13 protein-coding genes and 1 pseudogene are annotated in these 19,114 nt (G+C 70.4%); 6 read left to right on the plus strand and 8 right to left on the minus strand.

The genetic code is table 11. The annotated features are described in order from the left end of the window. The 6 genes from nusA (at position 1) to pnp (ending at position 8,371) form a co-directional block, all read left to right on the plus strand. Complete coding sequence (gene nusA / locus N799_RS03470) at positions 1–1,488, plus strand: transcription termination factor NusA (protein ID WP_036207943.1); 1,488 nt, start codon at positions 1–3, stop codon at positions 1,486–1,488. Between the two features lie 120 nt (positions 1,489–1,608). Then, positions 1,609–4,179 carry a translation initiation factor IF-2 gene (infB, locus tag N799_RS03475; RefSeq protein ID WP_036207946.1) on the plus strand — a complete coding sequence of 857 codons (2,571 nt, stop codon included), beginning with the start codon at positions 1,609–1,611 and terminating at the stop codon, positions 4,177–4,179. A 3-nt stretch (positions 4,180–4,182) separates the two neighbouring features. Continuing rightward, entirely contained in the window at positions 4,183–4,554 is a 372-nt protein-coding gene (rbfA, locus tag N799_RS03480) for a 30S ribosome-binding factor RbfA (protein WP_036207949.1), read from the plus strand. Positions 4,555–4,736: 182 nt separating this feature from the next. Continuing rightward, positions 4,737–5,678, plus strand: coding sequence for a tRNA pseudouridine(55) synthase TruB (gene truB / locus N799_RS03485; RefSeq protein WP_036207953.1), 942 nt, complete (start codon positions 4,737–4,739; stop codon positions 5,676–5,678). Positions 5,679–5,850: 172 nt separating this feature from the next. Then, complete coding sequence (gene rpsO, locus N799_RS03490) at positions 5,851–6,111, plus strand: 30S ribosomal protein S15 (RefSeq protein ID WP_036207956.1); 261 nt, start codon at positions 5,851–5,853, stop codon at positions 6,109–6,111. 151 nt (positions 6,112–6,262) lie between these two features. Beyond that, positions 6,263–8,371, plus strand: a complete 2,109-nt coding sequence (gene pnp / locus N799_RS03495) for a polyribonucleotide nucleotidyltransferase (protein WP_036207959.1) — start codon at positions 6,263–6,265, stop codon at positions 8,369–8,371. A gap of 68 nt (positions 8,372–8,439) precedes the next feature. On the opposite strand, the gene N799_RS03500 is transcribed toward pnp, so the two are convergent. The 8 genes and pseudogenes from N799_RS03500 to dinB all read right to left on the minus strand — a co-directional run bounded on the left by N799_RS03500 (position 8,440) and on the right by dinB (position 18,999). Next, positions 8,440–9,816, minus strand: a complete 1,377-nt coding sequence (locus N799_RS03500) for an aldehyde dehydrogenase family protein (RefSeq protein ID WP_036207960.1) — start codon at positions 9,814–9,816, stop codon at positions 8,440–8,442. Continuing rightward, positions 9,813–10,643 carry an SDR family NAD(P)-dependent oxidoreductase gene (locus N799_RS03505; RefSeq protein WP_036207963.1) on the minus strand — a complete coding sequence of 277 codons (831 nt, stop codon included), beginning with the start codon at positions 10,641–10,643 and terminating at the stop codon, positions 9,813–9,815. The genes N799_RS03500 and N799_RS03505 overlap by 4 nt, the downstream gene beginning before the upstream one ends. A gap of 70 nt (positions 10,644–10,713) precedes the next feature. Continuing rightward, positions 10,714–11,460, minus strand: a complete 747-nt coding sequence (locus N799_RS03510) for a DUF4336 domain-containing protein (protein ID WP_036207966.1) — start codon at positions 11,458–11,460, stop codon at positions 10,714–10,716. A gap of 108 nt (positions 11,461–11,568) precedes the next feature. Then, on the minus strand, positions 11,569–14,712 hold the full coding sequence (locus N799_RS03515) for an error-prone DNA polymerase (protein WP_036207969.1): 3,144 nt from the start codon (positions 14,710–14,712) through the stop codon (positions 11,569–11,571). Between the two features lie 8 nt (positions 14,713–14,720). Then, entirely contained in the window at positions 14,721–16,145 is a 1,425-nt protein-coding gene (locus N799_RS03520) for a Y-family DNA polymerase (protein WP_036207972.1), read from the minus strand. 156 nt (positions 16,146–16,301) lie between these two features. Then, positions 16,302–16,901: pseudogene (imuA, locus tag N799_RS03525) on the minus strand (translesion DNA synthesis-associated protein ImuA); the annotation flags it as partial. Further along, complete coding sequence (lexA, locus tag N799_RS03530) at positions 16,901–17,575, minus strand: transcriptional repressor LexA (RefSeq protein ID WP_036207975.1); 675 nt, start codon at positions 17,573–17,575, stop codon at positions 16,901–16,903. The gene lexA and the pseudogene imuA, both read right to left, overlap by 1 nt. Positions 17,576–17,913: 338 nt before the next feature. Further along, complete coding sequence (gene dinB / locus N799_RS03535) at positions 17,914–18,999, minus strand: DNA polymerase IV (protein WP_275040604.1); 1,086 nt, start codon at positions 18,997–18,999, stop codon at positions 17,914–17,916. Positions 19,000–19,114 lie beyond the last annotated feature (115 nt).

The following is a 19,114-nucleotide window of genomic DNA, read 5'->3' on the forward strand; positions in this document are numbered from 1 at the left end:
ATGAGCAAGGAACTGTTGCTGGTCGTGGACGCGGTCGCCAACGAGAAGGGCGTGCCGCGTGAGGTGATCTTCGAGGCGATCGAGGCCGCATTGGCGTCCGCCGCCAAGAAGCGTTACCACGACGAGGACGTGCTGGTGCGCGTGTCGATCGACCGCAAGGACGGCAGCTACGAGACCTTCCGTCGCATGGAAGTGGTCGCCGACGACGTGGTGATGGAGTCGGTCGACCGCCAGGTGCGTCTGATGGACGCGGTCGACGAGGTCGAGGGCGTGGAGGTCGGCGACTACATCGAGGAACAGATCGAGAACCCGGATTTCGGCCGCATCGCCGCCCAGGCCGCCAAGCAGGTGATCGTGCAGCGCGTCCGCGAGGCCGAGCGCGCGCAGGTCGTCGACCAGTGGAAGGACCGCGTCGGCGAGCTGGTCACCGGCATCGTCAAGCGCGTGGAGCGCGGCAACATCTACGTCGACCTGGGCGGTAACGCCGAGGCGATCATCCCGAAGGACAAGGGCATCCCGCGCGACGTGCTGCGCGCCGGCGACCGTGTCCGCGGCTTCCTGTTCGACGTGCGCAGCGAGCCGCGTGGCCCGCAGCTGTTCATCAGCCGCGCCGCGCCGGAATTCATGATGGAGCTGTTCAAGCTCGAGGTGCCGGAAGTCGGCCAGGGCCTGGTCTCGATCATGGCCTGCGCGCGTGACCCGGGTGACCGCGCCAAGATCGCGGTGCTGGCGCACGACAACCGCACCGACCCGATCGGCGCCTGCATCGGCATGCGTGGTTCCCGCGTGCAGGCGGTGACCAACGAGCTCAACGGCGAGCGCGTCGACATCGTGCTGTGGTCGGACAACCCGGCACAGTTCGTGATCAACGCGATGGCGCCGGCCGAGGTGCAGTCGATCATCGTCGACGAGGAGAAGCACTCGATGGACCTGGCGGTCGCCGAGGACCGCCTCGCCCAGGCGATCGGCAAGGGCGGCCAGAACGTGCGCCTCGCCAGCCGCCTGTCGGGCTGGCAGCTCAACGTGATGACGCAGGACCAGGTCACCGCCAAGTCGGAAGCCGAGCAGGGTGCCGCGCGCGAACTGTTCCAGGCCAAGCTCGAGGTCGACGAGGAGATCGCCGGCATCCTGGTGGCCGAGGGCTTCAGCACGGTCGAGGAAATCGCCTACGTGCCGGTCGGCGAGCTGCTGGCGGTCGAGGGCTTCGACGAGGACATCGTCGAGGAACTGCGCGCCCGTGCCCGCGACGCGCTGCTCAACGAGGCGCTGGCGGCCGAGGAGGAGCTCGACGAGCACCAGCCGGCCGAGGACCTGCTGACGCTGGAAGGCATGGACGACGAGCTGGCGTACGCGCTCGCCGGCCGCGGCGTGACCACCCGCGACGACCTGGCCGACCTCGCCACCGACGAGCTGACCGACATCGACGGCGTCGACGAGGCCCGTGCCGCCGCGCTGATCATGGAAGCGCGCAAGCACTGGTTCGAGTAAGGGGCGCGGCGATGCAGGACATCCGCCCATGAACACGGGACTGCGCCCATGAGGTAGCAGGGCTAGAATTGAACGATCACGCGCGGGGCCGGTCCCCGCGCCACAGGACACGGAAACCGAATGTCGCAGCAAACCACCATCCGCAAGCTGGCCACGCTGGTGAACACGCCGGTCGAGAAGTTGCTGGAGCAGCTGGCAGAGGCCGGCATGCCCTTCAACGACCCCGACCAGGCCGTCTCCAGCACCGAGAAGGTCAAGTTGCTCGGCTTCCTGCGTCGCACCCACGGCAAGGCCGAAAAGCCGGCCGACGATGGCGTTGCGCCGAAGAAGATCACGCTCAGCCGCAGCCGCAAGCAGGAGCTCACCGTCGGCGGTGGCAAGAGCCGCGCGACGGTCGACGTCGTGGTGCGCAAGAAGGTGACCGTCGTCCGCCCCGATGCCGAGCAGCCCGAGCCGACCGACGAGCGCGCCGAGATCCTGCGCAAGCTGGAGGAATCCAAGCAGCGCAACCTCGCCGAGCAGCAGGCGCTGGCCGAGGCCGACAAGCGCCGCGCCGAGGAGGCCGAGGCCGCCAAGCGCGCCGCCGAGGAGGCCGAGCGCCTGAAGGCCGAGGTCGCCGCCGCGGCCGAGGCCGGCGCGGTGGAGGAGGAAGTCCCGGCAAAGGCGGCGACCAGCCATGGCCATGGTCATCCGAAGCCGGCCCCGGCCCGCACCGACGACCGCGCCAGCCCGCGCCACAAGACCCGTGGCTCGCACGCGATGACCGCCGGCGTCGAGGACGACGACCGCACCAAGCGGTTCGCCGGCCAGATGCACCTGAGCGCGTCCGACCGTGCGCGCCGCACCAGCAGCACCCGCGGCCGCGCCAAGCCGCGCCGCCACGCCGACCAGGCACGCTCGGGCACCGGTTTCACCCGCCCGACCGCGCCGATCGTGCGCGATGTCGCCATCGGCGAGACCATCACCGTCGCCGACCTCGCGCAGAAGATGGCGCTCAAGGGCGGCGAAGTGGTCAAGGCGCTGTTCAAGATGGGCGTGATGGCCACCATCACCCAGTCCATCGACCACGACACCGCCGCTCTGGTGACCGAGGAGCTCGGCCACAACGTGGTCCGCGCCGATGCCGCCGACGTCGAGAACGAGCTGCTGGCCCACGTCGAGGACGTGCAGGGCGAGAAGGTCGCGCGTCCGCCGGTGGTCACCATCATGGGCCACGTCGACCACGGCAAGACCTCGCTGCTGGACTACATCCGCCGCACCAAGGTCGCCACCGGCGAGGCCGGCGGCATCACCCAGCACATCGGCGCCTACCACGTCGAAACCGGCAAGGGCGTCATCAGCTTCCTCGACACCCCGGGCCACGCGGCGTTCTCGTCGATGCGCGCCCGCGGCGCCAAGCTCACCGACATCGTGGTGCTGGTGGTCGCGGCCGATGACGGCGTCAAGCCGCAGACGATCGAGGCGGTGCAGCACGCGAAGGCGGCCGGTGTGCCGCTGATCGTGGCGGTCAACAAGATCGACAAGTCCGACGCCGACCCGATGAAGGTCAAGAACGAACTGCTCGAGCAGGAAGTCGTGGCCGAGGAGTTCGGTGGCGACACCCAGTTCGTCGAGTTGTCGGCCAAGACCGGCCAGAACATCGACAACCTGCTCGATGCGATTTCGCTGCAGGCCGAGGTGCTGGAACTGCAGGCCGTCGCCGAGGGGCGCGCCAACGGCGTGGTCATCGAGTCCGCGCTCGACCGTGGCCGTGGCCCGGTTGCCACGGTGCTGGTCCAGCAGGGCGAGTTGAAAAAGGGCGACTACCTGGTCTGTGGCGTGCAGTACGGCCGCGTGCGTGCGCTGTTCGACGAGACCGGGTCGCAGGTCGAGTCGGCCGGCCCGTCGATCCCGGTGCAGGTGCTCGGCCTGTCGGGCGTGCCCGATGCCGGCGACGACTTCGTCGTGGTCGAGGACGAGCGCCTGGCCAAGGACGTCGCCCAGCAGCGTGATGCCAAGCGCCGCGAGTCGCGCCTGGTCGCGCAGGGCGGCAACCGGATGGAAGACATCATGGCCCAGCTCGGCCAGGGCGAAGGCCAGCTGAGCCTGCCGCTGATCGTCAAGGCCGACGTGCAGGGCTCGGTGCAGGCGCTGAAGGAGGCGCTCACCGCGCTGTCGACCGACGCGATCCGCATCAACGTGATCGGCTCGGGCGTCGGCGGCATCACCGAGTCCGACGCGCAACTGGCGTCGACCTCCAAGGCGACCATCATCGGCTTCAACGTCCGTGCCGATGCGTCGGCGCGCAAGGTCATCGAGACCAACGGTGTCGACCTGCGCTACTTCTCGATCATCTATGACGTGATCGACCAGGTGAAGCAGGTGGCCTCGGGCATCCTGGGCGTGGAAATCCGCGAGGACATCATCGGTACCGCCGAGGTCCGCGACGTGTTCCGCAGCTCCAAGTTCGGCGCGGTTGCCGGCTGCATGGTGGTCGAGGGCGTGGTCAAGCGGAACAAGCCGATCCGCGTGCTGCGCGACAACACCGTCATCTTCGAGGGCGAGCTGGAGTCGCTGCGCCGCTTCAAGGAGAACGTCGACGAGGTCCGGGCCAACACCGAGTGCGGCATCGGCGTGAAGCAGTACAACGACGTCAAGCCGGGCGACCAGATCGAGTGCTTCGAGCGCGTCGAGGTCCAGCGGACGCTGTAACCGATGCCCAAGACCTTCCACCGCACCGATCGCGTTTCCGCCCAGCTCCGCAGGGAGCTGGGCGCTCTCGTGCACGACGCCGTGCGCGAGCACGGACTGCCGTCGGTCAGCGTGTCCGACGTCGAGGTGACCCGCGACCTGGCCCACGCCAAGGTGTTCGTGGTGGCACTGCAGCCGGAACGCTCGGCCGAGGCGATGAAGGGCCTCAAGGAACTCGCCAAGCCGCTGCGCTACGAACTCGGCCGCGCGGTCAAGCTGCGCCACGTGCCGGAGCTGCACTTCCACTACGACGACTCGTTCGACCGCGGCGAGCGCATCGACAACCTGTTGCGCGAGAACCCGCCAGCGGCGTCGGACGACGACGAGCCGGCCTGATCCAAGGTGCGTTGCCAGTCAGGTCGTCGTGCGTGCAGGAGCTTTGTAGGAGCGACGTCAGTCGCGATCTGTACATCGCCTCCAGCGTTCGGCGGGTCGCGACCGACGTCGCTCCTACAACGGGGCTGCGGCTCTGGCGATCGCGCCATGTCCCAAGCAATCGCGAGATTCCCCAGACGCGAATGACCAGGCGCCCGCGCACCATCTTCCGCCCGCTCGACGGCCTGCTGCTGCTCGACAAGCCTGCCGGGCTCAGCTCCAACCAGGCGCTGCAGCGGGTCCGCCACCTGTTCCGCGCCGAGAAGGGCGGCCACACCGGCAGCCTCGACCCGCTGGCCACCGGCCTGTTGCCGATCTGCTTTGGCGAGGCGACCAAGATCGCCGGGCTGCTGCTGGGTGCCGCCAAGGCCTACGAGACCGTCGCCGTGCTCGGCGTTACCACCGACACCGACGACGCCGATGGCCGCCCGTTGCGCGAGCGCGGGGTGCCGCAACTCGACGCCGCCGCGATCGAAACGGCGCTGGCCGCGTTGCGAGGCCCGATCGTGCAACGCGCGCCGATCTACTCGGCACTGAAGCAGGGCGGGGAACCGCTGTACGCCAAGGCCCGTCGCGGCGAGGCGATCGAGGCGCCCGAGCGCGAAGTCGTCGTCCACGCGCTGGAGCTGCTCGAGCACGACGGCAACCGCCTGCGGCTGCGGGTGGAATGCGGCTCGGGCACCTACGTCCGCAGCCTCGTCCGCGATCTCGGCGAAGCCCTGGGATGCGGCGCCCACGTCGAGGTCCTGCGACGGCTCTGGGTGGACCCGTTCAGGCAGCCCGCCATGCACACCCTCGATGCGCTGCAGGCGCTGGCCGGGGCCGGCGGGACCGGCCTGGATGCCTGCCTGCTGCCGGTCGAGGCGGGACTGGTCGATTTCGCCAGCGTGCGGCTGGGACCGGACGAGGCGCGGCGCTTCGGCCAGGGCATCCAGCTGCATCCCGCCGGCCCCGCTGCGCCGGCCGACCCGGTGGCGGTCTACGACGGCGACGGGCGGGTGCTCGGGCTGGGCCGGGTCGACCCTGAAGGGCGGTTGCACCCCCGGCGCCTGTTCACATGGGCCACGCCGCACGCCGGCGGCTGACGGACGGTGCCCGCGCGGCTTGTGACGCCGGTCCCGCGCGGCTACAATTCGCGGGCTTTTTCAAGCAAACCTGCAACATTCTTCCAGCAAGCGGCGGACCGTGCGGTGCGTCGGCGTCGGCATTTCCGGCGACGACTGCGTTCTGCGGGTCGCGCATCACGAGGCAATACAGATGTCCATCGACACCAGCAAGATCATTGAAGACAACAAGCGCGGCGACAAGGACACCGGCTCCCCGGAAGTCCAGGTCGCCCTGCTCACCGCGCGCATCGAGCAGCTCCAGGGTCACTTCAAGGAGCACAAGCAGGACCACCACAGCCGTCGTGGCCTGCTGATGATGGTCAACCGTCGTCGCAGCCTGCTCGACTATCTGCATCGCAAGGACGCCGAGCGCTACAAGGCCCTGATCGCCAAGCTCGGTCTGCGCCGCTGATCGAAGTACCCACCGCGGCGCAGTGATGCGCCGCGGTTGTTTCCGGGGTCGGCCGACACAACGGCCGGCCGTCCCCCAGGTCGCGAGCCGGCGACCGACCGGACAGGGCAAGGGCGCTGTCCGGACCGCACCGAACCGATAGGAACCCAACGTGGCAAAAATTACCAAGACCTTCCAGTACGGCAAGCACCAGGTCACCCTGGAAACCGGCGAGGTCGCCCGCCAGGCCGGCGGCGCCGTCATCGTCAAGGTTGAAGACACCGTGCTGCTGGTCACGGCCGTCGCCAACAGGACCGCGCGCGAGGGCCAGGACTTCTTCCCCCTGACCGTCGACTACCAGGAGAAGTTCTACGCCGGTGGCCGCATCCCGGGTGGCTTCTTCAAGCGCGAGGGCCGTGCGACCGAGAAGGAAACGCTGATCTCGCGCCTGATCGACCGCCCGATCCGCCCGCTGTTCCCCGACGGCTTCCGCAACGAGGTCCAGGTCATCGCCACGGTGATGTCGATGAACCCGGAGATCGACGGCGACATCCCGGCGCTGATCGGCGCCTCGGCCGCCGTCGCCCTGACCGGCGCGCCGTTCGCCGGCCCGATCGGTGCCGCCAAGGTCGGTTACAAGGACGGCCAGTACATCCTCAACCCCAGCAAGACCGAGCTTGAGGATTCCAAGCTGGAGCTGGTCGTCGCCGGTACCGCCGACGCCGTGCTGATGGTCGAGTCCGAAGCCGACGTGCTGTCCGAGGACGTGATGCTCGGCGCGGTGATGTTCGGCCACAAGGAAATGCAGGTCGCGATCAACGCGATCAACGAGCTGGTCGCCGAGGCCGGCAAGCCGAAGTGGGACTGGCAGCAGCCGGCCGCCGAGCAGGCCATCGTCGATGCGCTCAAGGGTGCGATCGGCGGGCGCCTGGCCGAAGCCTTCCAGATCCGCGACAAGCTGGCCCGCCGCGACGCGATCTCCAGCCTGAAGAAGGAAGTGGTCGCTTCGCTGGAGTCGCAGATCGAGGCCAACGGCTGGAACCCGGCCGAAGTGTCCAAGGAGTTCGGCGAGCTCGAATACCAGACCATGCGCAATGCGGTGCTGGAAACCAAGGTCCGCATCGACGGCCGCGCGCTCGACACCGTCCGCCCGATCAGCTCGAAGGTCGGCGTGCTGCCGCGCACCCACGGCTCGGCGCTGTTCACCCGCGGCGAGACCCAGGCGATCGTGGTCGCCACCCTCGGCACCGCGCGCGACGGCCAGATCATCGACGCCGTCTCGGGCGAGTACAAGGAACACTTCCTGTTCCACTACAACTTCCCGCCGTACTCGGTCGGTGAAGCCGGCCGCATGATGGGCCCGAAGCGCCGCGAGATCGGCCACGGCCGCCTCGCCAAGCGCGGCGTGCTCGCCGTGATGCCGACGATGGAGGAGTTCCCGTACACCATCCGCGTGGTGTCGGAGATCACCGAGTCGAACGGCTCGTCCTCGATGGCCTCGGTCTGCGGTTCGTCGCTGGCGCTGATGGATGCCGGCGTGCCGGTCAAGGCGCCGGTCGCGGGCATCGCGATGGGCCTGGTGAAGGAAGGCGACAACTTCGTCGTCCTGTCCGACATCCTCGGTGACGAGGACCACCTCGGCGACATGGACTTCAAGGTCGCCGGCACCAGCGAGGGCATCTCCGCCCTGCAGATGGACATCAAGATCCAGGGCATCACCGAGGAAATCATGAAGACCGCGCTGGCCCAGGCCAAGGCCGGTCGCCTGCACATCCTCGGCGAGATGGCCAACGCGCTGACCGCCCCGCGCGGCGAGCTGAGCGAGTTCGCGCCGCGCCTGCTGACCATGAAGATCCACCCGGACAAGATCCGCGAAGTGATCGGCAAGGGTGGCTCGACCATCCAGGCGATCACCAAGGAGACCGGCACCCAGATCGACATCCAGGACGACGGCACGATTGTCATCGCCTCGGTCAATGCCGCCGCCGCCAACGCCGCCAAGGACCGCATCGAGCAGATCACCTCGGACGTCGAGCCGGGCCGGATCTACGAGGGCAAGGTCGCCAAGATCATGGACTTCGGTGCGTTCGTGACCATCCTGCCGGGCAAGGACGGCCTGGTGCACGTCTCGCAGATCTCCAGCGAGCGCGTCGAGAAGGTGTCCGACAAGCTCAAGGAAGGCGACGTGGTCAAGGTCAAGGTGCTGGAAGTCGACAAGCAGGGCCGCATCCGCCTGTCGATCAAGGCCGTCGAGGAAGGCGAGGGCGCCTCGGCCGAGTAAGCCGGAGCGTTGCATCGCTGGACACGGAAAAGCGGGCTTCGGCCCGCTTTTTCTTTGGCTGGAGCAGGCTAGAGCAGCTTCCGCAGCAGCGCCGCCTTGAACCGCGAATACGGCGGGTAGGCGAACCGAAGCGTGTCCAGCAGCGTGCCTTTCGAGAACACCGGCCGCAGCTGGCTGAAGGTGTCGAACGAATGCCGGCCGTGGTAGCGGCCGATGCCGCTGGCGCCGACGCCGCCGAACGGCAGGCCGGGCACCGCGAGGTGGGCGGCGCACACGTTGACGCCGATCGCGCCGGCGCGGATGCCGCGTTCCACGGCCTCGCGCACCCCGGCGCTCCGGGTGAACACGTAGGCGGCCAGCGGTGGCTCGTCGCGGTTGACCTGCGTGATCGCGGCCGCGAGGTCGGGCACCCGCAGCACCGGCAGGATCGGCCCGAAGATTTCCTCGCGCAGCAGCGGCGAGTCCGCCGGCGGGTCGACCACCACGGTCGGCGCGATATGAAGCCGTTCGCGATCATGGTCGCCGCCGATCGCCACGCGGGCGTCGCCCAGCGCCGCGACCAGCCGGTCGAAATGGCGGTGGTCGACGATCCGGCCGTAGTCGGGGCTGGCCGCCGGATCGGGGCCGAAGAACTCGACCAGCACCGCGCCCAGGTGCCGGACCAGTTCGTCGGCAAGTGGCTCCAGCACCAGCACGTGGTCGGGCGCGACGCAGGTCTGGCCGGCGTTGAGGAACTTGCCGTGGACGATGCGCCGGGCGACCGCGCGCAGGTCGCCGTCGTGGACGATGGCCGGCGACTTGCCACCGAGTTCGAGCGTCACCGGCGTGAGGTGGCGCGCCGCGGCGGCCGCGACGACCCGCGCCACCCGCGCGCCGCCGGTGAAGAAGACATGGTCGAAGCGCTGCTCCAGCAGCGCGGTGGCGGTATCGGCATCGCCTTCGACCACGGCCACCGCGCCGGGGTCGAGGTAATGCGGAATCCATTCGGCGAGCGCGCGCGAGGTGGCCGGCGCCATTTCGCTCGGCTTGAGCAGTGCGCAGTTGCCGGCCGCCAGCGCGCCGCACAGCGGCGCCAGCAGCAACTGCAGCGGGTAGTTCCACGGCGCGATCACCAGCACCACGCCGAGCGGCTGCGGTTCGACCCGGGCGCGCGCCGGCTGCAGCGCCAGCGGCACGGCCACCCGTGCGCCGGCGGCCCAGCGGCGCAGGTGTCGCAGCGCGTGGTCGATTTCGCCGATGGTGAAGCCGATCTCGGTGACGAAGCTTTCCAGTGCCGGCTTGCCAAGGTCGCGCTGCAGCGCCGCGGTGAACTCGTCCTCGCGTTCGACCAGCATCCGCCGCAGGGCCTGCAGCTGCCGGCGACGCCAGGCCAGCGGCCACGTGCGGCCGTCGCGGAAGGTTGCGCGCAGGCGTTCGACCGTGGCGGCCGGCGACTCGGCGATCATCGCTGCACCTGTCGCCCGGTGAAGTGGTCCATCGACGAGTAGACCCGGAACACCCGGCCGGCCAGCCAGTCCCACGCCGGTTGTGGCAGCAGGCCGCGCAGGGCGCCGCTGAGCGCGACGGTCCACGGCAGCATCACCCGCGCGCGGCCGCGCTTCATCGCCGCCCAGGCGGTGTCGACCACGTGGTCCGGTTCCAGCAGCGGTGTCAGCAGGGGCGCGCGCGCACCGTCGAACATGCCGGTCTTGATGTAGCTGGGGATCAGCGTGGTGACCCGGACGTGCCCGTGGCCAGCGCGCAGCAACTCCAGCCGCACCGAATCGCTCCAGCCGATCACCGCCCACTTCGATGCGGTGTAGACACTCATCATCGGCACAGACAGCATCCCCGATGCCGAGGCCACGTTGAGCAGGCGCGACGCGCGGCCGCCGGCGACCATCGCCGGCAGGAACTCGCGGGCGACGTGCATCAGCGCCAGCGTGTTGATGCGGATGACGAACTCGGTGTCGCGCACCGGGTCGTGCTCCCAGAAGTGTTTGCTGCGGACCACGCCGGCGTTGTTGATGACGATGTCGGGGTCGCCGACCTCGCTGCGCACCCGGGCGGCAGCGGTGCCGATGTCGGCCAGCGAGGCGAGGTCGACCACGTGGGCGTGGACGTTGCCGCCGAGCCGGACCAGTTCGTCGCGGGTGGCGGCCAGCGCCTCGCCGTCGACGTCCCACAGCACCACCGCGGCGGCGCGTTCGGCCACGGCGCGTTCGGCGTACAGCCGGCCCATCCCCATGGCCGCCCCGGTAACCAGGACGATCCTGCCTTCGACGGTCCGCATGCGGTTCTCCCCTTGGTGCGATCGATTATGCATCGACCGGGCCGGCCCCATGCGCCGGCGTACTGGAGGGTCAGTCCAGCAGCCAGCGGAAGGCGCGGCGCAGCTCGGCGGCGCCGTCGCGCTCGTACCAGCGGCCGTGGGCGAGGATCACGCGTTCGGGGTTCCACGCGATCATCTGTTCGACGGCGTCCTTCAGCGCGGCCCGCTGCGGCCCACGGAAGGTCAGGCGCATGTCGCGCGGCATCTGGCCGTCGGGGTCGCGCGAACCGGCAAAACGGGTAAGCCAGCGCGCCGGAAGTTCGAGCTTGCCGGGCTCGAAGTTCTCGATGAAATCGGTCAGCACCAGGGTGCGGCTGGGGCGATGGAAGAACTCGACCTCGGTCATGAAGCTGCCGGAGACAGGGAGGGTCGCGACCGTGGCGTCCCAGGGGTAACCGCGGGGGCGGTCGAGCTCGGAGGCGGGAAAGTCGATGCGGCCGTCGGCCTGCTCGCGGATACGCGGGGCGAGGTACACGCGGGCGTCGGGGAAGACTTCGTGCCACTCCGGGATCCACCAGTAGTGGATGCGGTTGGGGCCGACGATCCAGCGCGGCGTGCCGATGGCTTCCACCTCACGCATCAGTCCGCGGGTGAGCGGCGTCGGCGAGTGGATCAGCAGGTCGTCGCCGATGCGCAGCACGGTCATGCGGGTGGGGAAGCGCATCTTCGGCCACGGCATGCCGAACTCGATCGCCGGGCCGTCGACGATCCAGACGTCGTCGGCGACCGGCTTGAGGGTGTCGAGCGGCGGATAGGTGACGGGGTCGTGGCGGGTCACGGGGTCTCCCTTGGCTGGCGCGGCGAGGAGTGTCCGGCGGTTCCGCGGGGCGATGTCGCCGGCCGGACGATTCCATCATGCCATCGACGGGTTACGCAGCCCGCGTCGTCAATGGAAATCGCGCGAGCGTGCATCGAGGCCGCCCAGCAGCGGCGTCAGGTTCTCGAGCCGGTGGGCGACCAGGTGCTGCACGCCGTCGCGGCGTTCCAGCCGGCCCTCGACCGCGAGCAGGCGCGACTCCAGCAGCTCGCGCCGTTGCCGCTCGACGAGGCTGCGCCAGACCACCACGTTGGTCATGCCGTCCTCGTCCTCCAGCGTCATGAAGACCACGCCGCTGGCGGTCTGCGGGCGCTGGCGCAGGGTCACCAGCCCGGCGACGCGCACGGTGCGGCCGTGCGGCAGCTTCGCCACCTCGCCCGAACGCCGGCAGCGCCGTGCCGTCAGGACCTTGCGGAGCATCGCCAGCGGATGCCGGCCGAGTGTGGTGCCGACCATCGCGTAGTCGGCGCGCACGTCCTCCCCGGCGCTGGGCAGCGGCAGCACGACCGGGTCGTTGTCGGCGGCCGGGGGCGCATCGGCGAACAGCGGCAGCTGCGGTTCGACCCCGCCGATCGCCCAGCGCGCCCGGTGGCGATGGCCGGCGAGGCCGCGCAGGGCACCGGCATCGGCCAGCACGGACTGTTCGCGGCGATCGAGGTGGCTCCGCGCGCACAGGTCGGCAACGTCGGTGAACGGATGGCGCGCGCGGGCGGCTTCGATGCGTGTCGCGGCTTCGGGCGGCAGGCCGCGGACCATGCGCAGGCCGAGACGGATGGCCGGTTGATCACGCCGGTTCCCGATCGCGAGTGAAACCGCTCCTACGGAACGCGACGGCGCATCGTCTTCGAGGCTGCAGTCCCAGTGGCTGTAGCGCACGTCGACCGGCAGCGTGCGGATACCGTGCCGGCGGGCGTCCTGCAGGATCTGGTCGGGCGAATAGAAGCCCATCGGCCAGGAGTTGATCAGCGCGCAGGCGAACGCGGCCGGCTCGTGGCACTTCAGCCAGCTGCTGGTGTAGGCGACGAGGGCGAAGCTGGCGGCGTGCGATTCGGGGAAGCCGTAGTCGCCGAAGCCCTTGATCTGCTCGAAGATCCGTTCGGCGTACTCGCGCGTGTAGCCGTTGCGCAGCATGCCGTCGGTCAGCTTCTGCCGGTGCGGCTCAAGCCCGCCGCGGCGCTTCCATGCCGCCATCGAACGGCGCAGCTGGTCGGCCTCGCCGCCTCTGTAACCGGCCGCCACCATCGCGATCTGCATCACCTGTTCCTGGAACAGCGGCACGCCGAGGGTACGTTCCAGTACCGCCTTGAGTGCCCCGGACGGATAGTCGACCGGCTCCTTGCCGGTGCGGCGCAGCAGGTAGGGATTGACCATGTCGCCCTGGATCGGGCCCGGCCGGACGATCGCGATCTGGATCACCAGGTCGTAGAACGTCTTCGGCCGCAGCCGCGGCAGCATCGCCATCTGCGCGCGCGATTCGATCTGGAACACGCCGATGGTGTCGGCGCGGCTGATCATGTCGTAGGTCGCTCCGTCCTCCTTCGGGATGTCGCCGACGGTGAGGTCGCGGCGGCCGCTGGCGCGCAGCAGGTCGAGGGTCTTGCGCACCGCGGTCAGCATGCCCAGCGCGAGACAGTCGACCTTCATCAGGCCGACTTCGTCGAGGTCGTCCTTGTCCCACTGGATCACGGTGCGGTCGTCCATCGCGGCGTTCTCGACCGGCACCAGCGTGTGCAGCGGGTGCTCGGAGATCACGAAGCCGCCGGGGTGCTGCGACAGGTGGCGCGGCATGCCGACCAGCTCGGCGGTCAGCGCGACCACCTGCCGCAGCACCGGCGAGTCGGGATCGAAACCGCGCTCGCGCAGGTGCTCGGCGATCGGTGCGCGGCCGCTCCAGCGGTTCATCGTCGACGCCAGCTCGCCGACCACGTCGGGCGGCAGGCCGAGTGCGCGGCCGACATCGCGCACCGCACCGCGGCCGCGGTACTGGGTCGCCACCGCGGTCAGCGCGGCGCGCTCGCGGCCGTAGCGGTTGAACACGTACTGCAGCACCTCCTCGCGGCGCTCGTGCTCGAAGTCGATGTCGATGTCGGGTGGTTCGTCGCGCTCTTCCGAGATGAAACGCTCGAACAGCATGTTCATCCGCGCCGGGTCGATCTCGGTCACGCCCAGGGTGTAGCAGATCACCGAGTTGGCGGCCGAACCGCGGCCCTGGCAGAGGATGTCCTGCGAGCGGGCGAAGCGGACGATGTCGTGCACGGTCAGGAAGTACGACTCGTAGCGTTTTTTTGCGACCAGCGCGAGCTCCTTCTCGATCAACCCGCGGGCCTTCCCGCTCATGCCTTCCGGCCAGCGCCAGCGCGCGCCTTCCTCGACCAGGTGGCGCAGCCAGCTGGCGGCGTCGTGGCCGGGCGGGACCAGTTCGTGCGGGTACTGGTACTGCAGGTCCCTGCGCATGTCGAAACGGCAGCGGTCGGCGATCCGCACGGTCTCGGTGAGCAGGTCGGACGGGTGGATGGCGGCGAGCGCGCGGCGGCTGCGCAGGTGGCGCTCGCCATTGGGGAACAGCCGGTGGCCGGCCTCGGCGACGGTGACGTGGTGGCGGATCGCGGTCATCGTGTCCTGCAGGGCGCGGCGGCCGCGCACGTGCATGTGGACGTCGCCGGCGGCGACCAGCGGCAGGCCGAGGCGGGCGCCGGCTTCGCGCAGTTGCCGCAGGCGGGCGTCGTCGTCGGGACCGCGGTGCAGCTCGACCGCCAGCCAGGTGCGGCCGGGGAAGGTGTCCGCGGTCCAGCGCGCCTGCGCGTCGTCGATTGGGGCGTCAGTTGCGGCGCCCGGCACCCACAGCGCAAGCAGGCCGTCGGTGGCGCCGAAGTCCTCGCGCAGCAGCCGGTATTCGCCCTTGCGCGCACGCCGGCGGGCGCGGGTCAGCAACTGGCACAATGCGGTGTAACCGGCCTTGTCCTCGACCAGCAGGACCAGCTTGGGCCCGCCTTCGACCTGCACCTCGCTGCCGACGATCAGCTTCACGCCGAACCGCTCCGACGCTTCCAGCGCACGCACGATGCCGGCCAGCGAGCACTCGTCGGTGATCGCCAGCGCGGTGTAGCCCTGCTGTTTCGCGCGCTCGAACAGCTCCGGCGCGACCGAGGCGCCGCGCTGGAAGCTGAAGGCCGACAGGCAGTGCAGCTCGGCGTAGTCGGGCAGGTCGTGCATGGCGTCGCTCAACCGAACCAGCCGTGCAGCATGAAACCGTCGGCGCGGCCTGCGACCGCCGGATCGCCGGCGGCGCGGAACGCCCAGGCGCGCTGGCCGGGGCTGGTCTCGACCAGGTAGTAGTCGCGGCGCACGTCGCCGTCCCACCAGCCGGTTTCGATCCGCTCGGGGCCGGCGAGGATGGTCAGGTGGTGGTCGCGCAACGGTGCCGGTTGCGGCAGCAGCCAGCCGGGTCGCGGCACCGGCGCGGCGGTGGCGGCTCGGCCGGCTTCGGTCTGCCACGCGCGCTCGGGGCGGTGGTCGGCGCGCACGGCCAGGCCATGCACCGCGTCGTCGCCGAGCCGGGCGCGCAGGCGCTCGCGCAGTTGCTCCCACGGCACCGCCTGTTGCGGACGGGCATCGAACAGGTCGCGGCCGGCCGGCACGAACGGCGGCAGCTCGCGCGCGACCAGCCGCACGCCACGCACCGGCGCCGGCACGCGGGCCTGCTCCAGCCGCCCGCGGGCGAGCTCGAACAGCATCGCCGGGCTGCGCTCGGGCGCCAGCAGGCCGATGGTGATCTCGCTGTCGGCGCAGCGCTCGTGCTCCAGCACGACGGTGAAGCGCTGCACGCCGCCATCGCGACCGGCGAGGTAGGCGGCGAGGTCGGTGGTCAGCCGGCGCAGCGGGAACAGCAGGGCCTGGCTGGATTCGACGTCGTAGTTGAGCTCGATCCGCGACTCGAACGAATCCGGCGGCTGGTAGCACTGCAGCGGCGCCGGCAGCGCGCCGGTCAGCCGGTCCAGGTGGGCGAGCGCGTCCGGCCCGATCCGCTTGCCGAGCGCCGCGCGCGGCAACGCCAGCACCTGCCGCAGCTTGCGCAGACCCATCCGTCGCAGGGCGGTGGCGACGTCCGGCGCCAGCCCGCTGCGCTCGACCGGCAACTGGCCGAGGGCGTTGTGCAGCGGCGCCGCGTCGGTGACCGCGAGGCCGTCGTGCACGTTCGCCAGTGCGCGCGCGGCATGCGGGTGCGGGGCGAGGGTGATGCGGTGGTGGAAGCCGAGTTCGGCCAGGTCGGCGCGCAGCTGCGCCTCGAACCGTGGCCACGGGCCGAACAGCTTGAAGCTGGCCTCGACCTCCAGCAGCAGCGCGGACGGCATCGTGCGGCAGACCAGCGAGCTGTAGCGGTAGGCCCAGGCGGCGAGGAAGTCGTGCCAGCGGTCGGTTTCCGCCGGGTCATGCTCGACGGTGGCGAAGCGCCCGCACAGCGCCTGCGCGGTGCCGAGCGGCTGTCCGGCGCGCAGGCCGGCCGCCTTCGCCGCGGGATTGACCGCGTGCAGCACGCGCCGCTGCGCCGGCCCGGTGACCAGCGCCAGCGGGGCGTCGGGGTCGGGATGGCGGCGCAGGACGCCGTCGAGCGCCAGTTGCGGCAGGAGGATGCAGGCCCAGAGCATGGATCACCGCGCGGAGGAGTCCAGGGGGCTCGCCGTGGAAACCACCTGTAGGAGCGACGTAAGTCGCGAACCGGCAGGCAATGGAGCGACGGCGTGTGTTCGTGGTTCTGCGCGTTCGCGACTTACGTCGCTCCTACGGGAAGCCAAGGACGGGAATGGGATCGCCCGCGTCGGCGGGTTGCCGCCGCGGCACTTGAGGACACGCAACTGCGCCGGCCGGGCATCGATCGCGATCCGCAGCGCGGCGGGCGAAGGGTTGGCCCCGGCTTTCAAGGGGCGCAGCGCGAAGCCGAGGCACTGGCCGGTCTCTGCCGCCACCTGCAGCCGGCGCAGGGCACGGTCATCGGCGGTCCGCGGCCAGCACAGCACCGCCGGGCAGGCGGCCGAGCGCAGGCATTGCTCGGTCGCCCACAGGGCGTTGCGCGGGTCGGTGCGGACCACCTGCAGACGCCTGAGGTCGATGCCGGCATTGGCCCAGGCCGGGGCGAACGGCAGGTAGGGCGGGTCGACCAGCACCACCATGCCGTCGGCCTGCGACAGCCGGGCGAGGGTCGGCCACAGCAGGCGCAGTTCGCCGATGCCGTCGGCAGGCAGCAGCAGTTCGGTCAGCGCGTGCTCGGGCCAGCCGCCGTCGGGCAGGGCCTCGTCGAGCAGGGCGTGGCCGGTCGGCTGCCGCGACGGCGGGCGCGGGGCCGGCTGGCCGCGCCAGACCCGGCGGGACTCCAGCAGGCTGTCGAGAGCGACCACGGCGCCCATCAGGACGGCCTCACGAGGCCCGCGAACAGGCCTTCGATCGCGAAGTCGGTGATGCGCGCGTCGATCTCGATCGGGGCGTGCGCGGGGTTGCGCGGCAACAGGCGCAGGTGGTCGCGGCCGCTGTCGAGCCGCTTGACCGTCAGCTCGCCCTCCACCCGCGCGACCACGGTCTGGCCGCTGCGTGCCTGCGGCGTGCGGTGCACCCCGATCAGGTCGCCGGGCAGGATGCCGTCGAGCAGCATCGAGTCGCCCTCGACCTCCAGCAGGTAGTCGGGGCGCAGGCGGAACAGCGAGCGGTCGAGCGCGACCTCGCGGCGGATTTCGGGGTCGGAGCCGATCGGCGTGCCGGCCGCGACCCGGCCGAGCAGGGGTACCTGCAGCAGGTTCGGGCGGTCGGTCGGAGTGGGTGCGGAAACGCTGTCCGCGAACGCCCCGGTGGACCTGCGGGCAGTGCGGCCGGGAGCGGGTGCGGTGAGCCGGATCCCGCGCGCGCGCCCGGTCGACAGCTCGATCAGCCCGGCCTGCGCCAGCGCCTCCAGGTGGTAGCGCGCCGAGCGGTTCTGGCGGAACCCGAACGCCCGCGCGATCTCCATCTGCGACGGCGGATAGCCGTGCGTGGCGGTGTGCTCGCGCAGGAAATCGAGCAGGCGGCGCTGGGTGTCGGTCAGGTGCATGGTACTAATTCTAGTAACAAATGGATGCGTAAAAAGTGAGGCCCGACGGGTCAGGCAGTTACGACCGGAAGCTCAGGCGGGATCGACGTCTGTTAAGCATCCACGCCGCCGTCTCAGGCGCTGGGACGTCGCAGGAGCGACGTGAGTCGCGACCTGTTCATCGCCTCCGAAGTCCGCCAACCTGCTTGCGGGAAAAAACCTTCCGGAAGCGCTCCTGTCACCTGCGGAGTGGCCCGATTTCCGGTGCTCTAGCCGGGTTCGGCGGGTCGCGACTTGCGTCGCTCCTACAGCGGGAGCCGGCGTCGCAGGTCGGGTGTGAGGCACATACGCGAACCACCTCACGCCACCTCGAACAGATCCGACTGCGCGCGCACGTCGTCGGCGTCGACAAACCCGCCCAGTCCGACGCCGACCAGCCGGTAGCGGGTCCGCGCCGGCAGGTCGATCCGCGCGCGCAGCTCGCAGGCGATGTCGGCCAGCGCCTGCAGCGTGGACGGCCGTACCGGCGGGGTCAGGCTGCGGGTGAGGATGCGGAAGTCGGCGGTCTTGAGCTTGAGCACCACGGTGCGCGCCAGCCGCGGGTGGGCTTGCCCGCGCTCGCGTTCGTACGCCGCCCAGGTCTTTTCGGCGAGGCGGCGGATGTGCGGTTCCAGCTCGTCGAGCGGCAGGTCGTGCTCGAAGGTGTCCTCCGAGGAGATCTGCACGGTCGGGCGCTCGGGGCGGACCGGGTTGTGGTCGATGCCCTGCGACAGCTCGTGCAGGCGCCGGCCCCAGCGGCCGAAGCGGCGCTCCAGTTCGGCCCCCGGCACGCCGCGCAGGTCGCCGACGGTGGCGATGCCGAGTTCGGCCAGCTTGCCCTGCATCACCTTGCCCACGCCCGGCAGCCGGCCGACCGGCAGCGGCGTCAGGAACGCCTGGACCCGGTGCGGCTTGACCACGCACAGCCCGTCGGGCTTGTTCCAGTCCGAGGCGATCTTGGCGATGAACTTGTTCGGCGCGACGCCGGCCGAGGCGGTCAGCGCGGTCTCCTCGCGGATCGCGGCGCGGATCGCCTCGGCGGTGGCGGTGGCCGACGGCAGCCCCGAGGCCAGCGCGGTGACGTCGAGGTAGGCCTCGTCCAGCGACAGCGGCTCGACCAGCGCGGTGTGGCGGGCGAAGATCCCGCGCACCTGCCGCGACACCGCCTTGTAGCGGCTGAAGTCCGGCGGCACGAACACCGCCTGCGGGCACAGCCGCTCGGCCCGCACCGCCGGCATCGCCGAGCGCACGCCAAACCGCCGCGCCTCGTAGCTGGCCGCGCATACCACCGAGCGCGCCCCGCGCCAGGCGACCACCACCGGCTTGCCGCGCAACGACGGATCGTCGCGCTGCTCCACCGACGCGTAGAACGCGTCCATGTCGACGTGGAGGATCCTGCGGCTCACATCAGTGATCGGTGGCTGTAATGCACTTGTAGTTGACAGCGGTGAGCATGAGGCGAATCCTAATAAGCTGAATGAGCGTGTTCCAAGGTTGGAACGCCAGAGCTTGAAGGATCAA

Origin of the sequence: Lysobacter arseniciresistens ZS79 (assembly GCF_000768335.1) — a bacterium.
GTDB lineage: Bacteria > Pseudomonadota > Gammaproteobacteria > Xanthomonadales > Xanthomonadaceae > Novilysobacter > Novilysobacter arseniciresistens.

Excerpts from the sequence above, each read along its gene's own strand:
- lexA (WP_036207975.1), bottom strand. The coding sequence starts at position 17,575 with ATGCACCTGACCGACACCCAGCGCCGCCTGCTCGATTTCCTGCGCGAG.
- N799_RS03520 (WP_036207972.1), bottom strand. The coding sequence starts at position 16,145 with ATGCTCTGGGCCTGCATCCTCCTGCCGCAACTGGCGCTCGACGGCGTC.
- nusA (WP_036207943.1), top strand. The coding sequence starts at position 1 with ATGAGCAAGGAACTGTTGCTGGTCGTGGACGCGGTCGCCAACGAGAAG.
- N799_RS03505 (WP_036207963.1), bottom strand. The coding sequence starts at position 10,643 with ATGCGGACCGTCGAAGGCAGGATCGTCCTGGTTACCGGGGCGGCCATG.
- truB (WP_036207953.1), top strand. The coding sequence starts at position 4,737 with ATGACCAGGCGCCCGCGCACCATCTTCCGCCCGCTCGACGGCCTGCTG.
- N799_RS03515 (WP_036207969.1), bottom strand. The coding sequence starts at position 14,712 with ATGCACGACCTGCCCGACTACGCCGAGCTGCACTGCCTGTCGGCCTTC.
- rpsO (WP_036207956.1), top strand. The coding sequence starts at position 5,851 with ATGTCCATCGACACCAGCAAGATCATTGAAGACAACAAGCGCGGCGAC.
- rbfA (WP_036207949.1), top strand. The coding sequence starts at position 4,183 with ATGCCCAAGACCTTCCACCGCACCGATCGCGTTTCCGCCCAGCTCCGC.
- N799_RS03500 (WP_036207960.1), bottom strand. The coding sequence starts at position 9,816 with ATGATCGCCGAGTCGCCGGCCGCCACGGTCGAACGCCTGCGCGCAACC.
- infB (WP_036207946.1), top strand. The coding sequence starts at position 1,609 with ATGTCGCAGCAAACCACCATCCGCAAGCTGGCCACGCTGGTGAACACG.